Source organism: Cohnella sp. OV330 (genome assembly GCF_900112065.1).
GTDB lineage: Bacteria > Bacillota > Bacilli > Paenibacillales > Paenibacillaceae > Cohnella.
The window spans coordinates 571,177-586,898 of the sequence record NZ_FOKE01000001.1 but is presented as its reverse complement, the minus strand read 5'-3'; the positions used below and the strand labels follow the sequence as shown (position 1 = coordinate 586,898).

Sequence of the window (15,722 nt, the reverse complement as noted above, 5' to 3'; positions counted from 1 at the left end):
ATAGGGTTGGGGGGTATCGTAAAATGAATTCAAAACAGCAAGGTACGGAGCAGGCGACGTTGGCGATCACGGGCATGACCTGCGCGGCTTGCGCGAACCGCATCGAAAAAGGCCTCGGCAAGCTCGAAGGGGTCGACACCGCTAATGTTAACTTTGCGCTGGAGAAGGCGAGTGTCAGCTACGACCCGTCGCGCGTCGGCGTCGACGCGATGGAGGAAACGATCCGCAAGCTGGGCTACGATACCGTAAAGGAGACGGCGGACTTCGTCATCGAGGGCATGACCTGCGCGGCCTGCGCCGCCCGCATCGAAAAGGGAATCGGCAAGCTGCCCGGCGTCAGCGCCGCTTCCGTCAATCTCGCGCTGGAGACCGCGCGGGTCGAATACGTGCCGGGAGCGGTATCGGCAGCCGATATGCAAAGGAAGGTCGAGCAGCTCGGCTACAAGGCGACGCTGAAGAAGGACGAGGGGGATGCCGCAGGCGTGGATCGCCGGGCTGTCGAACGAAGCCGCCAACTGCGCAAGCTGCTGATCTCCGCCGCGTTGTCTTTGCCGCTGCTCTGGAGCATGGTCGGCCATTTTTCGTTTACCTCTTGGATCTACGTGCCGGAGCTGTTCATGAATCCTTGGTTTCAGCTGATCTTGGCTACGCCGGTTCAGTTCTATATCGGCCGCGGCTTCTACGTCGGCGCATACAAAGCGCTGCGGAACGGCAGCGCGAACATGGACGTCCTCGTCTCGCTCGGCACGTCGGCCGCTTACTTCTACAGCCTGTACCTGACGATCGACTGGGCGTCTTCGGGGATGGGCGTTCACCACGCGCCGTCGCTTTACTTCGAGACGAGCTCGATTCTGATCACGCTGGTGCTGCTCGGCAAATGGTTCGAGCGGTTGGCCAAAGGCCGTACGTCCGAGGCGATCAAGTCGCTGATGGGCTTGCAGGCCAAAACGGCCCTGGTCGTAAGGGACGGCGCGGAGCGCTCGATTCCGGTAGAAGAAGTCGTGCGCGGGGACATCGTCCTCGTGCGGCCGGGCGAGAAGGTGCCGGTCGACGGCGAAGTGCTCGAAGGCGAATCGTCCGTCGACGAATCGATGCTGACGGGGGAGAGCTTGCCGGTCGGCAAGAAGGCCGGCGACGCGGTCATCGGCGCGACGATCAACAAGAACGGGCGGCTGCGCATCCGCGCGACCAAGGTCGGCAAAGACTCGGCGCTCGCGCAGATCGTCAAGATCGTCGAGGAAGCGCAAGGCTCGAAGGCGCCGATCCAACGGGTGGCGGACGTGATCTCCGGCATATTCGTGCCGATCGTGGTCGGCATCGCGGTCGCGGCTTTCCTCGTCTGGTACTTCTTCGTGCAGCCTTGGGACTTCGCCGGGGCGCTGGAAAAGGCGATCGCGATCCTCGTCATCGCCTGTCCTTGCGCGCTCGGATTGGCGACGCCGACTTCGATCATGGCCGGCTCCGGCCGCGCGGCCGAATTCGGCATCCTGTTCAAGGGCGGCGAGCATCTGGAGACGACGCAGGGCATCGACACGGTCGTGCTCGATAAGACAGGCACCGTCACGAAGGGCAAGCCGGAATTGACGGACGTGCTGGTCGCGGAGGGAGCTGCGGGCGTTCAATCGTCCCTGAGCGAAGAGGATAAAGCCGCTCATCTGCTGCGCTTTGTCGGCGCGGCGGAGAAGAATTCCGAGCATCCGCTTGCGGAAGCGATCGTAATCGGCGTTCGGGAGCGGGGAATCGCCATCCCGGAAGCTTCGTCCTTCGAGGCGCTGCCGGGCTATGGCGTGCTCGCGGTCGTAGAAGGCAAGCGGGTACTGGTCGGCACGCGACGGCTGTTGGAGCGGGAGGGCGTGACGATCGGCGCGGCGTCATCGGAGGCGATGACGCGACTTGAAGAAGCGGGCAAGACCGCGATGCTTGCGGCGATCGACGGCCGATACGCGGGAACGATCGCGGTGGCGGATACGGTGAAGGATACTTCCGCGGCGGCCGTCGCCCGTCTCCGGGCCATGGGCATCGAAGTCGTCATGATCACGGGCGACAACGCCCGCACGGCGGCGGCGATCGCAGCCCAAGCGGGCATCCCCCGCGTGCTGGCCGAAGTGCTGCCGGAGGGCAAGGCGGCAGAGGTGAAAAAGCTGCAGGCGGCGGGCCGGAAGGTCGCGATGGTCGGCGACGGCATCAACGACGCGCCGGCGCTCGCGATCGCCGACGTCGGCATGGCGGTGGGCACGGGGACGGACGTCGCGATGGAAGCAGCCGACGTGACGCTCATGCGCGGCGACCTGTCGAGCATCCCGGACGCGATCGAGATGAGCCGGCTCACGATGCGCAATATCCGGCAAAATCTGTTCTGGGCGCTCGGCTATAATACGATCGGAATCCCGGTCGCGGCGATCGGCCTGCTCGCGCCCTGGGTCGCCGGTGCGGCGATGGCGCTCAGCTCGGTGTCCGTCGTGCTGAACGCGCTGCGGCTGCAGCGGGCGAAGCTTCGGCCGTGAATGGCGGTGAAGCCGGTTTATTAAGTAGTGAAAATGAGCAAGGAGCTGTCCCGAAAGTCAGGCGATGACGGGGCAGCTCTTTTGCTTTATTCGGCTCCGACTTAGGCTTAGGTGAGCGGTGGGGAGCTGGCTGGGGGCTCGGGTACGAGAATAGCGCAAATTTGCGCTACTCTGGAGAATCACGTGAGCGGCGGGTGAGAGGCTGGGAGTGCGGGTACAGAATAGCTCATTATTGCGCTATTTTGGAGTATCGCGTAAGCGGCAGGGAGCGGGGAGGGGGCGCAGGTACGAAAATAGCTCAATTTTGCGCTATTTTTGAGTATTACGTGAGTGGCAGGTGAGCGGATGGGGGCTTGGGCGCGAGAATAGCGCAATTTTGCGCTATTCTGGAGTATCACTTGAGCAGCTACGGGCCGCGGGTAAGGGGCGTATGTCTGCTGAAACAACTCCAGACATATCTCAGCAGATCCAGAGCGCGGCCATCGCCTGCACTTGGAGAGGCGATGCGCCTTTTTGCGACCAGCAGCAGCGCTACAGCGAAATAGGCGGTCCCGCGTAGCCGAGCTTCCGGGAGATGTCGTGAGCCGTCTGTTTGACGGTGCGGATCAGCTCGGGCAGGCGGTCTTCGCCGAAGCGGACCTCCGGGCCGGCGATACTGAGGCCGGCCGCCATGCGCCCGGCGTGATCGAAGATAGGCGCGCAAAGCTCCGCCGTGTAGTTTTCCAGCTCCGAGCGGCTGAAGCTGTACCCCGTTTGTCGGGTCAAGGCCAGCGTCTCCCGCAACTTGTCCATGCTGACGATCGTCCCGTCCCCGATTTTCTCGAGCTTGACCTCGCCCAGGTAACTTTCGCGCTCCGCATCGGGCATGAAGGCCAGCAAAATACGCGAAGAGGCGCCGGCGTAGAGCGGCGCCTTTCTGCCGATCTTGGTGAACAGCCGCACGGGGTGGTCGGTATCGAGCTTTTCGACGTACATGGAGAAATGGCCGTCGCGTACCGCCAGATGAACGGCTTCGTCGATGCCGTCCCGAAGCCGCAGCATGTCGGGAGCGGCGACATGGCGGATATCGAGCCGCTCGGCGACCAGATTGCCGAATTGGAGGAACAGCAGGCCGAGCGAATACAGGCCGTCCTGATCCTTGGTCAGGAAACCCATGTCCGCGAGCGAGCCGATCATGCGGTGAGCGGAGGACTTAGGGACGCCCGACAGCCGAATGATGTCGTTCATGCTGAGTTTGGTATGATTCAAAAACAAATTCAATAGATCCATAGATTTGATAACCGTCTTGTTTTTGCTCTTGTTTTCCACGACTTCCTCCTGAATACCGCTCCGATTCGCGCCCGTCCTGCCTGTTTTCTTCGGTAAGTATACCCTGAACGGCCAGCGCTTGGATATGCGATTGTTGTCGTCCGACGCCAAGATCGGAATTGCTACTTGCTATTTTCTCATTACCTACTATAATGATCGTATTATATAGATTTGAAATTTGGGATTATAATCCCGAAATTCGGGATTCACATAACATAGGATTCATTATACAAGGTGATGATGAAATTGGAAGGGTTGGCAGACAACTACGAAAAATATGGCGCAGTCGAGGCCAAATTGCTGCCGCTCGGCGACTCGGCGGTCACGGTGCAGCTCGGAGAGACGATCTGCCGTCAGACGCACGACCGGGTGAGGCAGCTGGCGGAGCATCTGGAGCGGCATCGTTTCCCCGGCATGATCGAATACGTGCCCGCCTTCCTGTCCGTAACGGTATACTTCGATCCTTTTGAGGTGCTGGCGGGACTTGGCGGACTTGGGGGCCATACCGAATCGTCCGAGCTGGCCGATCCTCTCGCCCTTGTCGCCGGATGGCTTGGCGATCAGCTGGCGAAGCTGGAGGACGCGGCGAAAAGCATGCCGAGAGTGACGGAGATTCCGGTCTGCTACGGCGGCGAGCTGGGCCCCGATCTGCCGGAGGTTGCGGCGGCGCACGGATTGTCGGAGCAAGAGGTTATCGAGATTCACGCCTCCGCCGACTATCTCGTGTACATGCTCGGCTTCGCGCCGGGCTTCGCCTACCTCGGCGGGCTGCCGCAACGCATCGCCACGCCGCGCAGGCAGACGCCGCGGATCTCGATCCCTGCGGGCACCGTCGGCATCGCGGGGGATCAGACGGGCGTATATCCGATCGCGACGCCGGGGGGCTGGCAGCTCATCGGCAAGACGCCGGAGCCGCTGTTCCTGCCGGACGCCATGCCGCCGACGCTCCTGCGGGCGGGGGACATCGTCCGCTTCCGGCCCATCTCCCGGGAAGAATTCGACAGTCGGGAGGCGGCGCTGCGATGAGCATGATTATCGTAAAGCCCGGGCTGCTGACGACGGTCCAGGATCTCGGCCGGTACGGCGCGCAGCAGTTCGGCGTCATCGTCGGCGGCGCAATGGACGCTTTCGCGCTGCGGATCGCTAACCTGCTGGTCGGCAACGACGAGAGCGCGGCGGGGCTCGAGATGACGATGCTCGGGCCGGAGATCTACTTTGCGGAGCCCGCGCTCATCTCCGTCTGCGGCGGCGACCTGTCGCCTCGCCTGAACGACCGGGAATTGCCCCTTTGGAAAACGGTCGTCGCGCCGGAAGGAAGCGTCCTTCGGTTCGGCCCGACGCGGCAGGGATGCCGCGCTTACCTCGCGGTCGCGGGCGGCGTGGACGCGCCGGTGAAAATGAACAGCCGCTCCACCTATCTTCGGGCGGGCATCGGCGGCTGGGAAGGACGGGCGCTGCACAAGGGCGACCGGCTCCCGGTCGGAGCGCCCGCGACGGCCAGCCTGGCGCTGGCGTCGCTGCTCGCGGACGAAGCGCAGGCGGACGGCGTCGCGTTCAGCCGCTGGTCGGTCGCGCCGGACCTGCTGCCGTCCTATGAGGCGAATCCGGAGGTGCGGGCGGTCGCGGGACAGGAGCTGGCGCTGTTCGAAGAGGAGAGCGCGGAGCGGTTTTTCGCCGAAGCGTTTAAAGTGCGGACCGATTCCGACCGGATGGGCTACCGGCTGTCCAGAGACGGAGAAGGCCTGCGGCTAAGAGAGAAACGGGAGCTCATCTCCTCGGCGGTGACGTTCGGGACGGTGCAGGTGCCGCCCGACGGTCAGCCGATCGTGCTCATGGCGGACCGGCAGACGACGGGCGGCTATCCCAAGATCGCGCAGGTCGCATCCGTGGACTGGCCGCTGCTGGCCCAGACCAATCTGGGCGGCACGGTCCGGTTCAGGACCGTCTCCTTGCGCGAGGCGCAGCGACTGTATTTAACGCGGGAAAACGGAATTCGAACGCTGCGCAGCGGGTTGGAACGCATGCAGGCCAGCGGGAACGGGAGGGTGTAAGCCGATGGCAAACGACAAGGAGCCGAAGCTCTCGATACGGGATTTGGCGGTGGAGTATCACTCGAAAGGACAGCGGACCGTGGCGCTCCACGGCGTCAATCTGGACGTGAAGGACGGCGAGTTCGTCTCCGTCGTCGGCCCGAGCGGCTGCGGGAAATCGACGCTGCTGAAGGTCGCGGCAGGTCTACTGCAGCCGGCGGCGGGAGCCGCCTATATCGACGGCCGGCCGATCGACGACGTACCCGACGGGGTCGGCATGGTGTTTCAGAACGACGCGCTGCTCCCCTGGAAGACGGTGCTACACAATGTCCGGCTGCCGCTGGCGATCAAGGGGCTGCCCGACAAGGAGCAGGTCGCGGAAGCCACAAGGCTGCTGAAAATGGTCGGGCTCGAAGGCTTCGCGAACTTCTATCCGAAGCAGCTGTCCGGCGGCATGCGCAAGCGGGTCGCGCTCGCGCGCACCTTCGCCTACGACCCGGATATCTATCTGATGGACGAACCGTTCGGCCCGCTGGACGCCCAGACCCGCGTCAAGATCGGCGAGCAATTCCTGCACATCTGGGAGTCGGTCGGCAAAAGCGTATTGTTCATCACGCACGACATCGAAGAAGCGATCGCGCTGTCGGACCGGGTCATCGTCATGACGGACCGCCCCGGCAGGATCAAGGCAGAGTTCGATATCCGGCTCGCGCGGCCCCGGCCTTTTTACGACATCCGGTTCGATCCGGTCTTCAAAGAATTGCAGAGAGAAATCTGGACGCAAATGTCCGGCGGCGGCACGGGAGGGATCGGCTGATGGCTGCAACATCGAAAAGCGCGACCCGCTCGGGCTTTCGCGAACGCGAGTATTCCAAGACGTCCGTATGGGCCGGCCGCATCGTCGTGTTCGTGCTGCTGATCGGCGCATGGGAGCTGCTGTCCGGCCGCGCGTTCAACGCCTTTTGGTTGAGCAAGCCTTCCCTCATCGCTGGCCGCATCGTCGAGATGCTCGGGGATGGGGATCTGTGGTACCACATGAGCGCGACGCTGCAGGAGGCGATCGCGGGGCTCGCGATCGGGATGGTCGGCGGCACGCTGCTTGGCATCGGGCTCGCGTTCAGCGGCATTTTCGAGCGATGGATCTATCCGTACATGATGGCGCTCTACAGCCTGCCCCGCGTATCGCTGGCGCCGCTGTTCATCGTATGGTTCGGCATCGGGCTCTCCTCCAAGATCCTGATGGTCACGGCAATGGTCATCTTCGTGGCGTTCTACAACGCGTTCGAAGGCATGCGCAACATCGACAAAGACCTCATGGATATGATGAGCACCTACAAGGCGAAATGGTCGCACAAGCTGCGCTGGGTCGTGCTTCCGTCGATTACCGTCTGGATCCTGACCAGCATCCGGCTCAATATCGGCATGGCGCTCATCGGCTCGGTCATCGCGGAGCTGGTCGGCTCCAACCGGGGACTCGGCTACTACATCACGTACTCCTCGAACATGCTGGATACGACGGGCATTTTTACCGGACTCGTACTGATCATGCTGATCGCGGTCGTCCTCGAGCAGTGCGTGCTGCTGCTGGAGCGCGTCCTGCTCCGGCATCGCTAAGCGGCGTTCGACGCTGCGGAATCTCGCACGATCGAGAATCTACATTACGCTGGACCCGACAAACGGAGCGGCTTGATATATATCCGGGCACAAGCTCGATATTCCAGAGGAGGGCTATTCCGTGAAAAAGAAAAAATCATTCGCGCTGCTGCTGCTGTCGATTATGCTGGTCGTCTTGTCCGCGTGCGGCAATTCCAACTCCAATTCTAACTCCAGCGCAAGCGCCAGCTCGAGCGCAAGCTCCGATGCCGGCGCTACGGCTTCGGCTTCGCCGTCCGCCTCGGGCAGCGGCGAAGCGTCACCCGCGACGCCGGCAGGAGGCAAGATCCGCCTCGGCCTCGTCGGCGGCGGCATGACGCCGCTCGTCGCCCAGGTCGGGATCAACGACGGCTCGTACGAAAAGGCCGGCATCGAGATCGACGAGAAGGACTTCACCGCCGGCTCCGACATGGTGCAGGCGCTCGTCGGCGGCAGTCTCGACGTCGTGCTCGGTTCCTACGAGCACGTGCTGCGCCAGATCCAGAACGGACTCGGCGTCAAGGCGTATGCCGAGATCTTCAACGGCGTCGGCTATTCGCTCGTCGTGAAGAAAGACGCTGCGTACCAGTCTCTGGCCGAGCTCAAGGGCAAGACGCTGGCCGTGACGAAGGTCGGCAGCCTGTCGGATACGGGGCTGCGCGAAGGCTTGAAGGAAGCCGGACTCGATCCGGAAAAGGACGTAAAGCTCATCAACGGCGGCAGCGGCGCCACGATGCTGGCCGCGATCGAGAGCGGCCAAGCGGCCGGCGGCATGGTGTCGGAGCCGACGCTGTCGCAAATGGTCGCGACGGGCAACTACCGCGTGCTGTACGATCCGCCGTTCGAGTTCGCGGGCATCGTCATCATGGCGAAGACGGACTGGGTCGCCAAGAACCAGGATCTGATGAAGCAATTCCTGCAGGTAACGACCGAAGTCAACGCGCGTGCGCAGCAAGATCCGGACAGCGCGGTCGCGGCCGTTCAGAAGCTGTTCGACAAGGTGCCGGCCGACGTGCTGAAGAAAGCCGTCGCCACCCAGCTGACCAAGGTGCCGGAAGGGCTGAAGGTGACCGAAGGCGGCGCGGAATACGTCCAGAAGACGCAGCTTGACCAAGGCATTTTGAAAAAGGAAATTCCGTTCGCCGACGCAGTGGATCTGTCTTTACTTCCCTAACGAACAGGAGATGGCAGCATGGCCCAGGATCTGAGGACGTACCTCCGCCAACTGGCGGAATTCGACAAGCGCAGCGTGCGGCTCGTGGACAAGGAGGTCGATCCCCGCTTCGGGATCACCGGCTATGCCGCGGCGCTCGCGGAGAAGGGCGAGTATCCGGCGCTTCTCTTTAACCGGGTAAAAGGCGCGGACTTTGCCTGCGTCTCCAACCTGCTCACGGAATACGAGCGCATCGCCCTGTACTTGGGCTGCGAGGTGCAGGACATTCCCCGGGTGTACGGGGAGAAGCTGCAAAAGCCGATCGAGCCGGTCGTCGTCGAGCGCTCGCAGGCGAAGGTCAAGGAGAACGTCATCGCGGAGCAGGACGTCGACCTGGGCAAGCTGCCGATTCCCGTTCACAACGAGATGGACGGCGGTCCGTATCTGTCGGCCGGCGTGATGATCATCCGCGATCCCGAATCCGGCCTGATCAATGCGGGTATCTACCGGCATCAGATTTTTAACGCGACCGACATGGGCGTCTGGTTCCTCGGCGCGCATCACGGCGGCCTGATCTACAAGAAGTACAAGAAGATGGGCAAGCCCGCGCCGATCGCGATCGCGCTCGGCCATCATCCGGGCTTCGTCATGGGCTCGGTGTCGCGGGTGCAGGGCATCGGCGGCGAGTACGAGGCGGCCGGCGCGCTGATGGGCGAGGCGCTGGAGCTCGTCCAGGCTGAGACGTCCGACCTGCTCGTCCCCGCGCATGCGGAGATCATCCTCGAAGGCGAGATTTTGCCGGACGAGGACCATCCGGAAGGACCGTTCGGCGAGTGGCCGGGTCACTATCTCGGCGGCGGCTCGGTGCCGACGATCCGCATCAAGCGGATCACGCACCGCAATGACGCGATCTTCCAGGATATCGTCGCGTCGAGCCGGGAGCATCTGGTCGTCGGCGGCGTGCCGCGTTCGGGCAGCATCTACCAGACCGTCAAGGAGGTCGTGCCGAGCCTGAAAACCGTGCACGTGCCGTTTTACGCCCGGATGCACTGCTACATCTCGCTCCACAAGGAGCGGGAGGCCGACGTGAAAAAGGCGGCGTTCGCCGCGTTGAACACCGAGCAGGAAAATCTGCGGCACATCGTCGTCGTGGACGACGACATCGACGTCTTCAACGGCGAGGAAGTGGCGTGGGCGATCGGCACCCGCTTCGACGCGGAGCGGGATCTGCTGGTCATTCCCAAGTGGAACGGACCGGGCGGCTTGCTGCCGACCAACTGGGAATACAGCAAGGAAGGCAAGAACATGCCGCGCATGTCCGCAGCCGCGATCGTCGACGCGACGAAGCCGGCGCCGCCGATCGTATTCCCGAAGCGCGCCGTCGTGCCGCGCGAACATATCGAGCTGGCCGACCTGGACGCGCTGTCCGAGCCGGGTACGGACGGGCTGGGCAAGTGGCTCTAATCATAGCCTGAAGCAGTATAAAGCAATTTGAAGCAGCGCCGTCGGTGCCGCGCTCCGGCTCTCGCAGTCTTGGGGCGCGGCCGCCGTACGGCGGCTCTTCGTCTGCGCGCGACAGATCGGTCTCGCGCGCGGACGAGGGGCCGCGGACGGGCGGCATTCATATCCGTCCCGGGAGGTCCGGCATGCGCGAAGCGCCGACTGCCGGGACGCAGCGAAAGGAAGGAACGCCTGCGATGAAAACGGTGGATTTGAATTGCGATCTGGGAGAGAGCTTCGGCGCCTACAAGCTGGGGCGGGACGAAGAGATTTTGAAGTACGTGACGTCGGCCAACATCGCCTGCGGGTTCCATGCCGGCGACCCGGCGACGATGCGCCGGACGGTCCGGCTCGCGCTGGACAACGGCGTCGCGCTCGGCGCGCATCCGGGGCTGCAGGACCTGATCGGCTTCGGCCGCAGGGACATGGACATCAGTCCCGAGGAAGCTTACGACCTGGTCGTCTACCAGCTAGGCGCGCTGTGGGGCTTCGTGCAGGCGGAGGGCGCGCGGCTGCAGCACGTGAAGGCGCATGGCTCCCTCTATAATATGGCAGCGCGCAATGCCGGGCTCGCGAACGCGATCGCCGAAGCGGTCTATCGGGTCGACCCGTCGCTCATCCTGTTCGGCTTGGCCGGCAGCGAGCTGATCGCGGCGGGCGAGCGCATCGGACTACGCACGGCGAGCGAAGTGTTCTCCGACCGGACCTACCAGTCCGACGGCTCGCTCACGTCCAGAAGGCTGCCCGACTCGGTCATCACGGACGAGGACCGCTCGCTCGCGCAGGTGGTGCGAATGGTCGCCGAGGGCAAGGTGCTGACCCAGCAGCAGGTCGACGTCGACATCCGTGCGGATACGATATGCGTGCACGGCGACGGCGTCCGCGCCGTCGAGTTCGCCAGCAGAATCAGAAGCAAGCTGTCCGAATCCGGCATCGAAGTGCGGGCGTTCGGCGGCTAATATAAACGAAACGAACGATAGAGAGGAGCGGCGCGCGTGGATGCGATTCTACTGCAAACCGATGTATTGATCGTCGGTTCGGGCGCGGCGGGCATGATGGCCGCCAGAGCCGCGGCGGACGAAGGCGCCGACGTCATCCTGACGGACAAGAGCCTGATCGGCCGCGGCGGCGCTACGATTCTCGCCCAGATGACGGTCGCGGTGGCGCTCGGCGAAGCCGAGGAAGACGACGCGGACACCCACTTCGAAGATACGATGAAGGGCAGCCGCGGGCTGGCCGACCCGGAGATCGTGCGCGCGATCGTCGATCGCGGCGCGGAGGTCATCCTGGAGGCCGAAGACTACGGCGTGAAATGGGCCCGGACGCCGGACGGCAAGCGTTCGCAGGCGTTCGCGCCCGGACACTCGCGGGCTCGCTGCGTGTACGTGGATATTTTGAATACGGGCGGCGCGACGTCGAACGGCTTGAAGCGGGCGATCTGGAAGGACGAGAAGATCCGCCGGCTCAAAAACGTGATGATCACGAAAATCGTCGTCGAGGACGGCAAGGCGGTCGGCGCCGTCGGGTTCGAGATGGAGGGCATGCGCCCCGTCGGCATCTCGGCGGGCTCGGTCATTCTGGCGACCGGCGGGCTGACCGAGGTGTACGAGCGCAATAGCGCCTCGACGAACATGACCGGCGACGGCTACGTGCTGGCGGCGGAGGCGGGCGCTGAGCTGCGGGATATGGAAATGGTGCAGTTTTTCCCGATCGCCCACCTGTTCCCGCCGCTCGTCGGCATCGACCCGATTATGTGGGACCCGTTCCGCTACAAGCTGGGCGGGCGGCTGCTGAACGGCAATCACGAGGAATTCATGAACAAGTACAACGGCGAAGTCGGCGGCAAGTACACCGCGGCGCGCGACCAGACGACGCTCGCGATCTTCCGCGAGGTCGAGGCGGGACGCGGCACGCCGCACGGCGGCGCGTACCTGGACTTCACCATGGTGCCGGAGGACAAGCTGAAGGAAGCGTTCGGTCCGGTCATCGACATCCTGCGCAATCAGGGCGTCGATCTCACGCGGGACATGGTCGAGGTGGCGCCGATGGCGCACTTTATGCTCGGCGGCGTGCGGGTGGACGCGCAGATGCGCACCCGAGTGCCGGGTCTGTTGGCCTCGGGCGAGCTGATATACGGCATGCACGGCGCGAACCGGCTGTCGGGCAACGCGATCACCGAGGCGCTCGTGACCGGGCGGATCGCCGGGGAGACGGCGGCTCGTGCGCGCGAAGGCCGGGCCGCGGACGCCGAAACGGTCGTCGGTCGGGCGCTCGAAGCGGAGCGGCGGCGGCTCGAGGCGTTCTGGCATCCCGCCGAGGTCGAGCGGGACAGCGCCTCGCTGCAAGCGTTCAAGCGCAGGCTGCAGCGGATCATGTGGAAGGGCGCGGGACCGCTGCGCACGGAGGAAGGACTGTCGGCCGCGCTGGAAGAAGTGCGGGCGCTCCGGCCCGAGCTGGACGCGATCGCGCTGGCGCAACCGGGCAAGCTCGCGCTGCCGCCGGTCGAGAAGCTGGAAGCCGACCATATGCTGAAGGTCGCGGAGGCCATCGTCATCGGCGCCTTGCAACGGAAGGAATCGCGCGGCGCGCACGTACGGCTCGATTATGAAGAGACGCAGCCCGTCGCGGAGAGCTACAGCCTGTCGCTCGATGGGGAATCCGGCGGCTGGACGCTGACGGAGGCGCAGCCCCCGGCGAGCGTCTGATGCGATTGTCCGAAGAGGAAGGAGAGGAAGCGAACATGTCCGACATCAAGCTGCAGGTGACGCGCGGAGAAGCCGGCACCGAGCCGGCCGTCGTCTCGTACGACGTGCCCTACCGGGAAGGGATGAGCCTGCTCGACGCGATCTTCTGGATCCGCGAGTACCGCGATCCGTCCCTCACCGTGCGCTATTCTTGCCGTTCGGCCAACGCCTGCAAGGAATGCTCGGCGCTCGTGGACGGCAAGGCCGGCTTCCTGTGCAGCATTCGCGCCAAGGCCGGCAGCGAAGTTCGCGTCGAGCCGCTCAAGGGGCGTCCTTGGATCAGGGATCTGGCGACGGATCTGGATTAATAGAAGCGGTCGCAGCGTTTGCAAACCGAATGCGGAAAAAGGAAGGAGCGGAACGACCTTGACCCAACCCAGGCTGACCGTCGCGATGTCGGAGAGCGACCGCACGCTGAAGCTGCTGTCCGGCGCCCGCCGCCCGGAGGGCTTCGAGCTTGAAGCCAAGCGGGAAACGGTGGAGCAGATTTTTATCAACCAAATATCCGAGGCGACTTACGACGTGGCGGAGCTATCGCTCGCTTCGTACTTGATCGCCAAAGGCGGCGGCGATACCCGCCTGACGGCTATCCCCGTCTTTCTGTCGCGCTCGTTCCGCCACAATGCGATCTACGTGCGCGCGGACAGCCCATGGCGCCATCCTTCCGAGCTGAAGGGCAAGCGCTTCGGATTTCCCGAATACCAGATGACGGCGGCCGTATGGGTGAGAGGCATGTTCCGGGAGGAATGGGCGATCCGCGGCGACGAGCTGCAGTGGTTCACCTTCCGGCCGGAGCGGGTGCCCGTGGACATCCCGGCGAAGCTCACGGAGGGCGACATCTTCGAAGCGCTGGCCGAGGGGCGCGTGGACGCGGTCATGTCGGCGCGCCGTCCGCCGGCCCATCTCTTTCCGGCGTCGGGCGAAGGCGGCGTCATCCGCCGGCTCATCCCGAACGTGTGGGACGAGGAGCGGGCGTATTACGGGCGCACCGGCATTTTCCCGATCATGCATCTGGTATCGCTGAAGACGGAGACGGTAGAGCGCCATCCGGAGCTGCCCCGGTTTCTGTACGAGCTGATGCTCGATATCAAGAACGAGGGCATCGACGCGCAGCTCGAGACGATCAAGAACAACAGCTCCGACCCGTGGGGCTGGGAGTCGGTGGAGCGTTCGTCGAAGCTGATGAACGGCGATATCTGGCCTTACGGCGCGGCCGCGAACTGGGCGCAGATCGGCAAGTTCATGGGTTATTTGCGCGAGGACGGCCTGCTAAAGCGGGGTCTGGCGCCGGAGGAAGTGTTCCACCCGTCGGTGTGGCATACCTGAGTCAATATCATCCATAAGGAATAGGAGTGGGATGCGATGAGCGCCTCCAATCAACCCGATCCGCAGCTCTGGACGCCGGAGGAGCCGCAGAATATACCGGACAGCCCGCTGTCGCGGGCATTCTCCCAGCCTCTGATGCTCGGCTTGTTCCTGCCGCTGCAGACGGGGGGCTGGTCCCAATCGACGCTGCCGAGAGGCACCGACTGGTCGTTCGAGTACAATAAGCGGCTGACGCAGCAAGCGGAAAACTTAGGCTTCGACATCGCCTTCGGCCTGTCGCAGTGGCTGCCCAAGGGCGGCTTCGGCGGGGAGACGGGTTACCGGGAAAACTTCCTCGATCCGTTCGTCTCCGCGGTCGCGCTCGCGTCCGCGACGCGCCGTATTTTGCTGATGGGCACCATTCACATTCTGTACGGCCCCTGGCATCCGATGCATCTGGCGAAGTTCCTGGCGACGGCCGACCACATCTCGCAGGGACGCTTCGGCGCGAACATCGTCACGGGCTATGCGGAGAACGAGCCCAAGATGTTCGGCGTCACCCGCGGCGATCACGACCGGCGCTACGCCCAGTCCGCCGAGTTCACCCGCATCTGCAACGCGCTGTGGGCCGGCGTCGACAATCTGACCTACAAAGGCGAGTTCTATAACCTGGAGGAGGCGTATGTCTCCCCGCGTCCGCTATACGGCCGTCCCGTGCTGGCCACGGCTTCGGGCTCGCCTGCGGGCTTCGACTACGCGTCCAAGTACTCCGACGTCGTCTTCGTCTCCAGCCCGGCCGGGGAAAAGCTGGCCGACGCGCTGCCCAAGCTGCCGGCGCACGTGGCGACGGTCAAAAACGCCGCCGCCGCGCTGGGGCGCAAAGTGCGGGTGATCATCAATCCGACGATCATCGTGCGCCCGACGCGCGAGGAGGCGTTCGCCTACTATCAGGCGATCATGGATCATGCGGATCTTGGCGCGATCGGCAGCTTCTCGGCGCGCCACAAGGCCGGCGACAGCCAGTCCTGGCTCGAGCATACGGCCAGAGGCCGCGCCGTGGGCGGCCATCTGCACGTCGTCGGCTCGCCCGAGGACGTCGCCGAACAATTGGCGCAGCTCCACGCGGCCGGGATCGACGGCATCCAGATCACGTTCTACGATTACGAGCCGGAGCTCGCTTACTTTGGCGAGAGCGTCATCCCGCTGCTCGAGCAGGCCGGCTTGCGCCACGCCGTGCAGCCGGAGGCTTGACCGCGATTGTTGGGAATGCAGAAAGGGACGAGCAGGAATATTCCTGTCTCGTCCTTTTTCGTTTCGTGCGATAGGCTGCGCCGCGCCTGGATATTCGGAGAAACTTAGGCTTCAGAGCAAGCGAATTAGTTGTCAAAAGGCATTTATTTCGCGCGTAAACGGATAGGCGGGAGAGATAGTTGTCAAAAGGCGGTTATTTGGAGCCGGGTAGGTGCGATGCAGGTTGTGCAAGCGAGATTAGTTGCCTTTTGACCATTATTGTTATTCATTCGGCTACTTTTGAATGAAATAAATG

The 15,722-nt window shown here is 63.7% G+C and carries 13 protein-coding genes; 12 read left to right on the top strand and 1 reads right to left on the bottom strand.

The window, feature by feature from the left end:
• The first annotated feature begins 23 nt into the window (after nucleotides 1-23).
• A complete protein-coding gene (locus BM235_RS02255; protein WP_090108901.1) occupies nucleotides 24-2,504 on the top strand; it encodes a heavy metal translocating P-type ATPase in 2,481 nt (826 codons plus the stop codon).
• Between the two features lie 531 nt (nucleotides 2,505-3,035).
• Here BM235_RS02255 and BM235_RS02250 read toward each other — a convergent pair.
• Entirely contained in the window at nucleotides 3,036-3,773 is a 738-nt protein-coding gene (locus tag BM235_RS02250; RefSeq protein ID WP_090109574.1) for an IclR family transcriptional regulator, read from the bottom strand.
• A 276-nt stretch (nucleotides 3,774-4,049) separates the two neighbouring features.
• On the opposite strand from BM235_RS02250, the gene pxpB reads away from it, so the two are divergent.
• From pxpB to BM235_RS02195, 11 genes are all read left to right on the top strand, one after another.
• The gene (gene pxpB, locus BM235_RS02245) at nucleotides 4,050-4,838 is read left to right on the top strand and encodes a 5-oxoprolinase subunit PxpB (protein ID WP_304441388.1); all 789 of its coding nucleotides are present in this window, start codon (nucleotides 4,050-4,052) and stop codon (nucleotides 4,836-4,838) included.
• The gene (locus BM235_RS02240; protein WP_090108899.1) at nucleotides 4,835-5,863 is read left to right on the top strand and encodes a 5-oxoprolinase subunit C family protein; all 1,029 of its coding nucleotides are present in this window, start codon (nucleotides 4,835-4,837) and stop codon (nucleotides 5,861-5,863) included. Before pxpB ends, BM235_RS02240 begins: the two co-directional genes overlap by 4 nt.
• Nucleotides 5,864-5,867: 4 nt before the next feature.
• Nucleotides 5,868-6,659 (top strand): ABC transporter ATP-binding protein, encoded by a 792-nt coding sequence (locus tag BM235_RS02235; protein WP_090108898.1) that lies wholly within the window; start codon nucleotides 5,868-5,870, stop codon nucleotides 6,657-6,659.
• Nucleotides 6,659-7,456 carry an ABC transporter permease gene (locus BM235_RS02230; protein ID WP_090108897.1) on the top strand — a complete coding sequence of 266 codons (798 nt, stop codon included), beginning with the start codon at nucleotides 6,659-6,661 and terminating at the stop codon, nucleotides 7,454-7,456. Before BM235_RS02235 ends, BM235_RS02230 begins: the two co-directional genes overlap by 1 nt.
• Before the next feature lie 121 nt (nucleotides 7,457-7,577).
• A complete protein-coding gene (locus BM235_RS02225; RefSeq protein WP_255374020.1) occupies nucleotides 7,578-8,648 on the top strand; it encodes an ABC transporter substrate-binding protein in 1,071 nt (356 codons plus the stop codon).
• Nucleotides 8,649-8,666: 18 nt separating this feature from the next.
• Nucleotides 8,667-10,091, top strand: coding sequence for a UbiD family decarboxylase (locus BM235_RS02220; RefSeq protein WP_090108896.1), 1,425 nt, complete (start codon nucleotides 8,667-8,669; stop codon nucleotides 10,089-10,091).
• A gap of 233 nt (nucleotides 10,092-10,324) precedes the next feature.
• On the top strand, nucleotides 10,325-11,086 hold the full coding sequence (locus tag BM235_RS02215) for a LamB/YcsF family protein (RefSeq protein WP_090109570.1): 762 nt from the start codon (nucleotides 10,325-10,327) through the stop codon (nucleotides 11,084-11,086).
• Between the two features lie 36 nt (nucleotides 11,087-11,122).
• Nucleotides 11,123-12,832, top strand: coding sequence for an FAD-binding protein (locus tag BM235_RS02210; RefSeq protein ID WP_090108895.1), 1,710 nt, complete (start codon nucleotides 11,123-11,125; stop codon nucleotides 12,830-12,832).
• A 35-nt stretch (nucleotides 12,833-12,867) separates the two neighbouring features.
• Nucleotides 12,868-13,179, top strand: a complete 312-nt coding sequence (locus BM235_RS02205) for a 2Fe-2S iron-sulfur cluster-binding protein (protein ID WP_090109568.1) — start codon at nucleotides 12,868-12,870, stop codon at nucleotides 13,177-13,179.
• A 58-nt stretch (nucleotides 13,180-13,237) separates the two neighbouring features.
• Entirely contained in the window at nucleotides 13,238-14,197 is a 960-nt protein-coding gene (locus BM235_RS02200; protein ID WP_255374019.1) for a substrate-binding domain-containing protein, read from the top strand.
• Nucleotides 14,198-14,233: 36 nt separating this feature from the next.
• Nucleotides 14,234-15,427: an LLM class flavin-dependent oxidoreductase gene (locus BM235_RS02195; protein WP_090108894.1), complete on the top strand. Its 1,194-nt coding sequence runs from the start codon at nucleotides 14,234-14,236 to the stop codon at nucleotides 15,425-15,427.
• Nucleotides 15,428-15,722 lie beyond the last annotated feature (295 nt).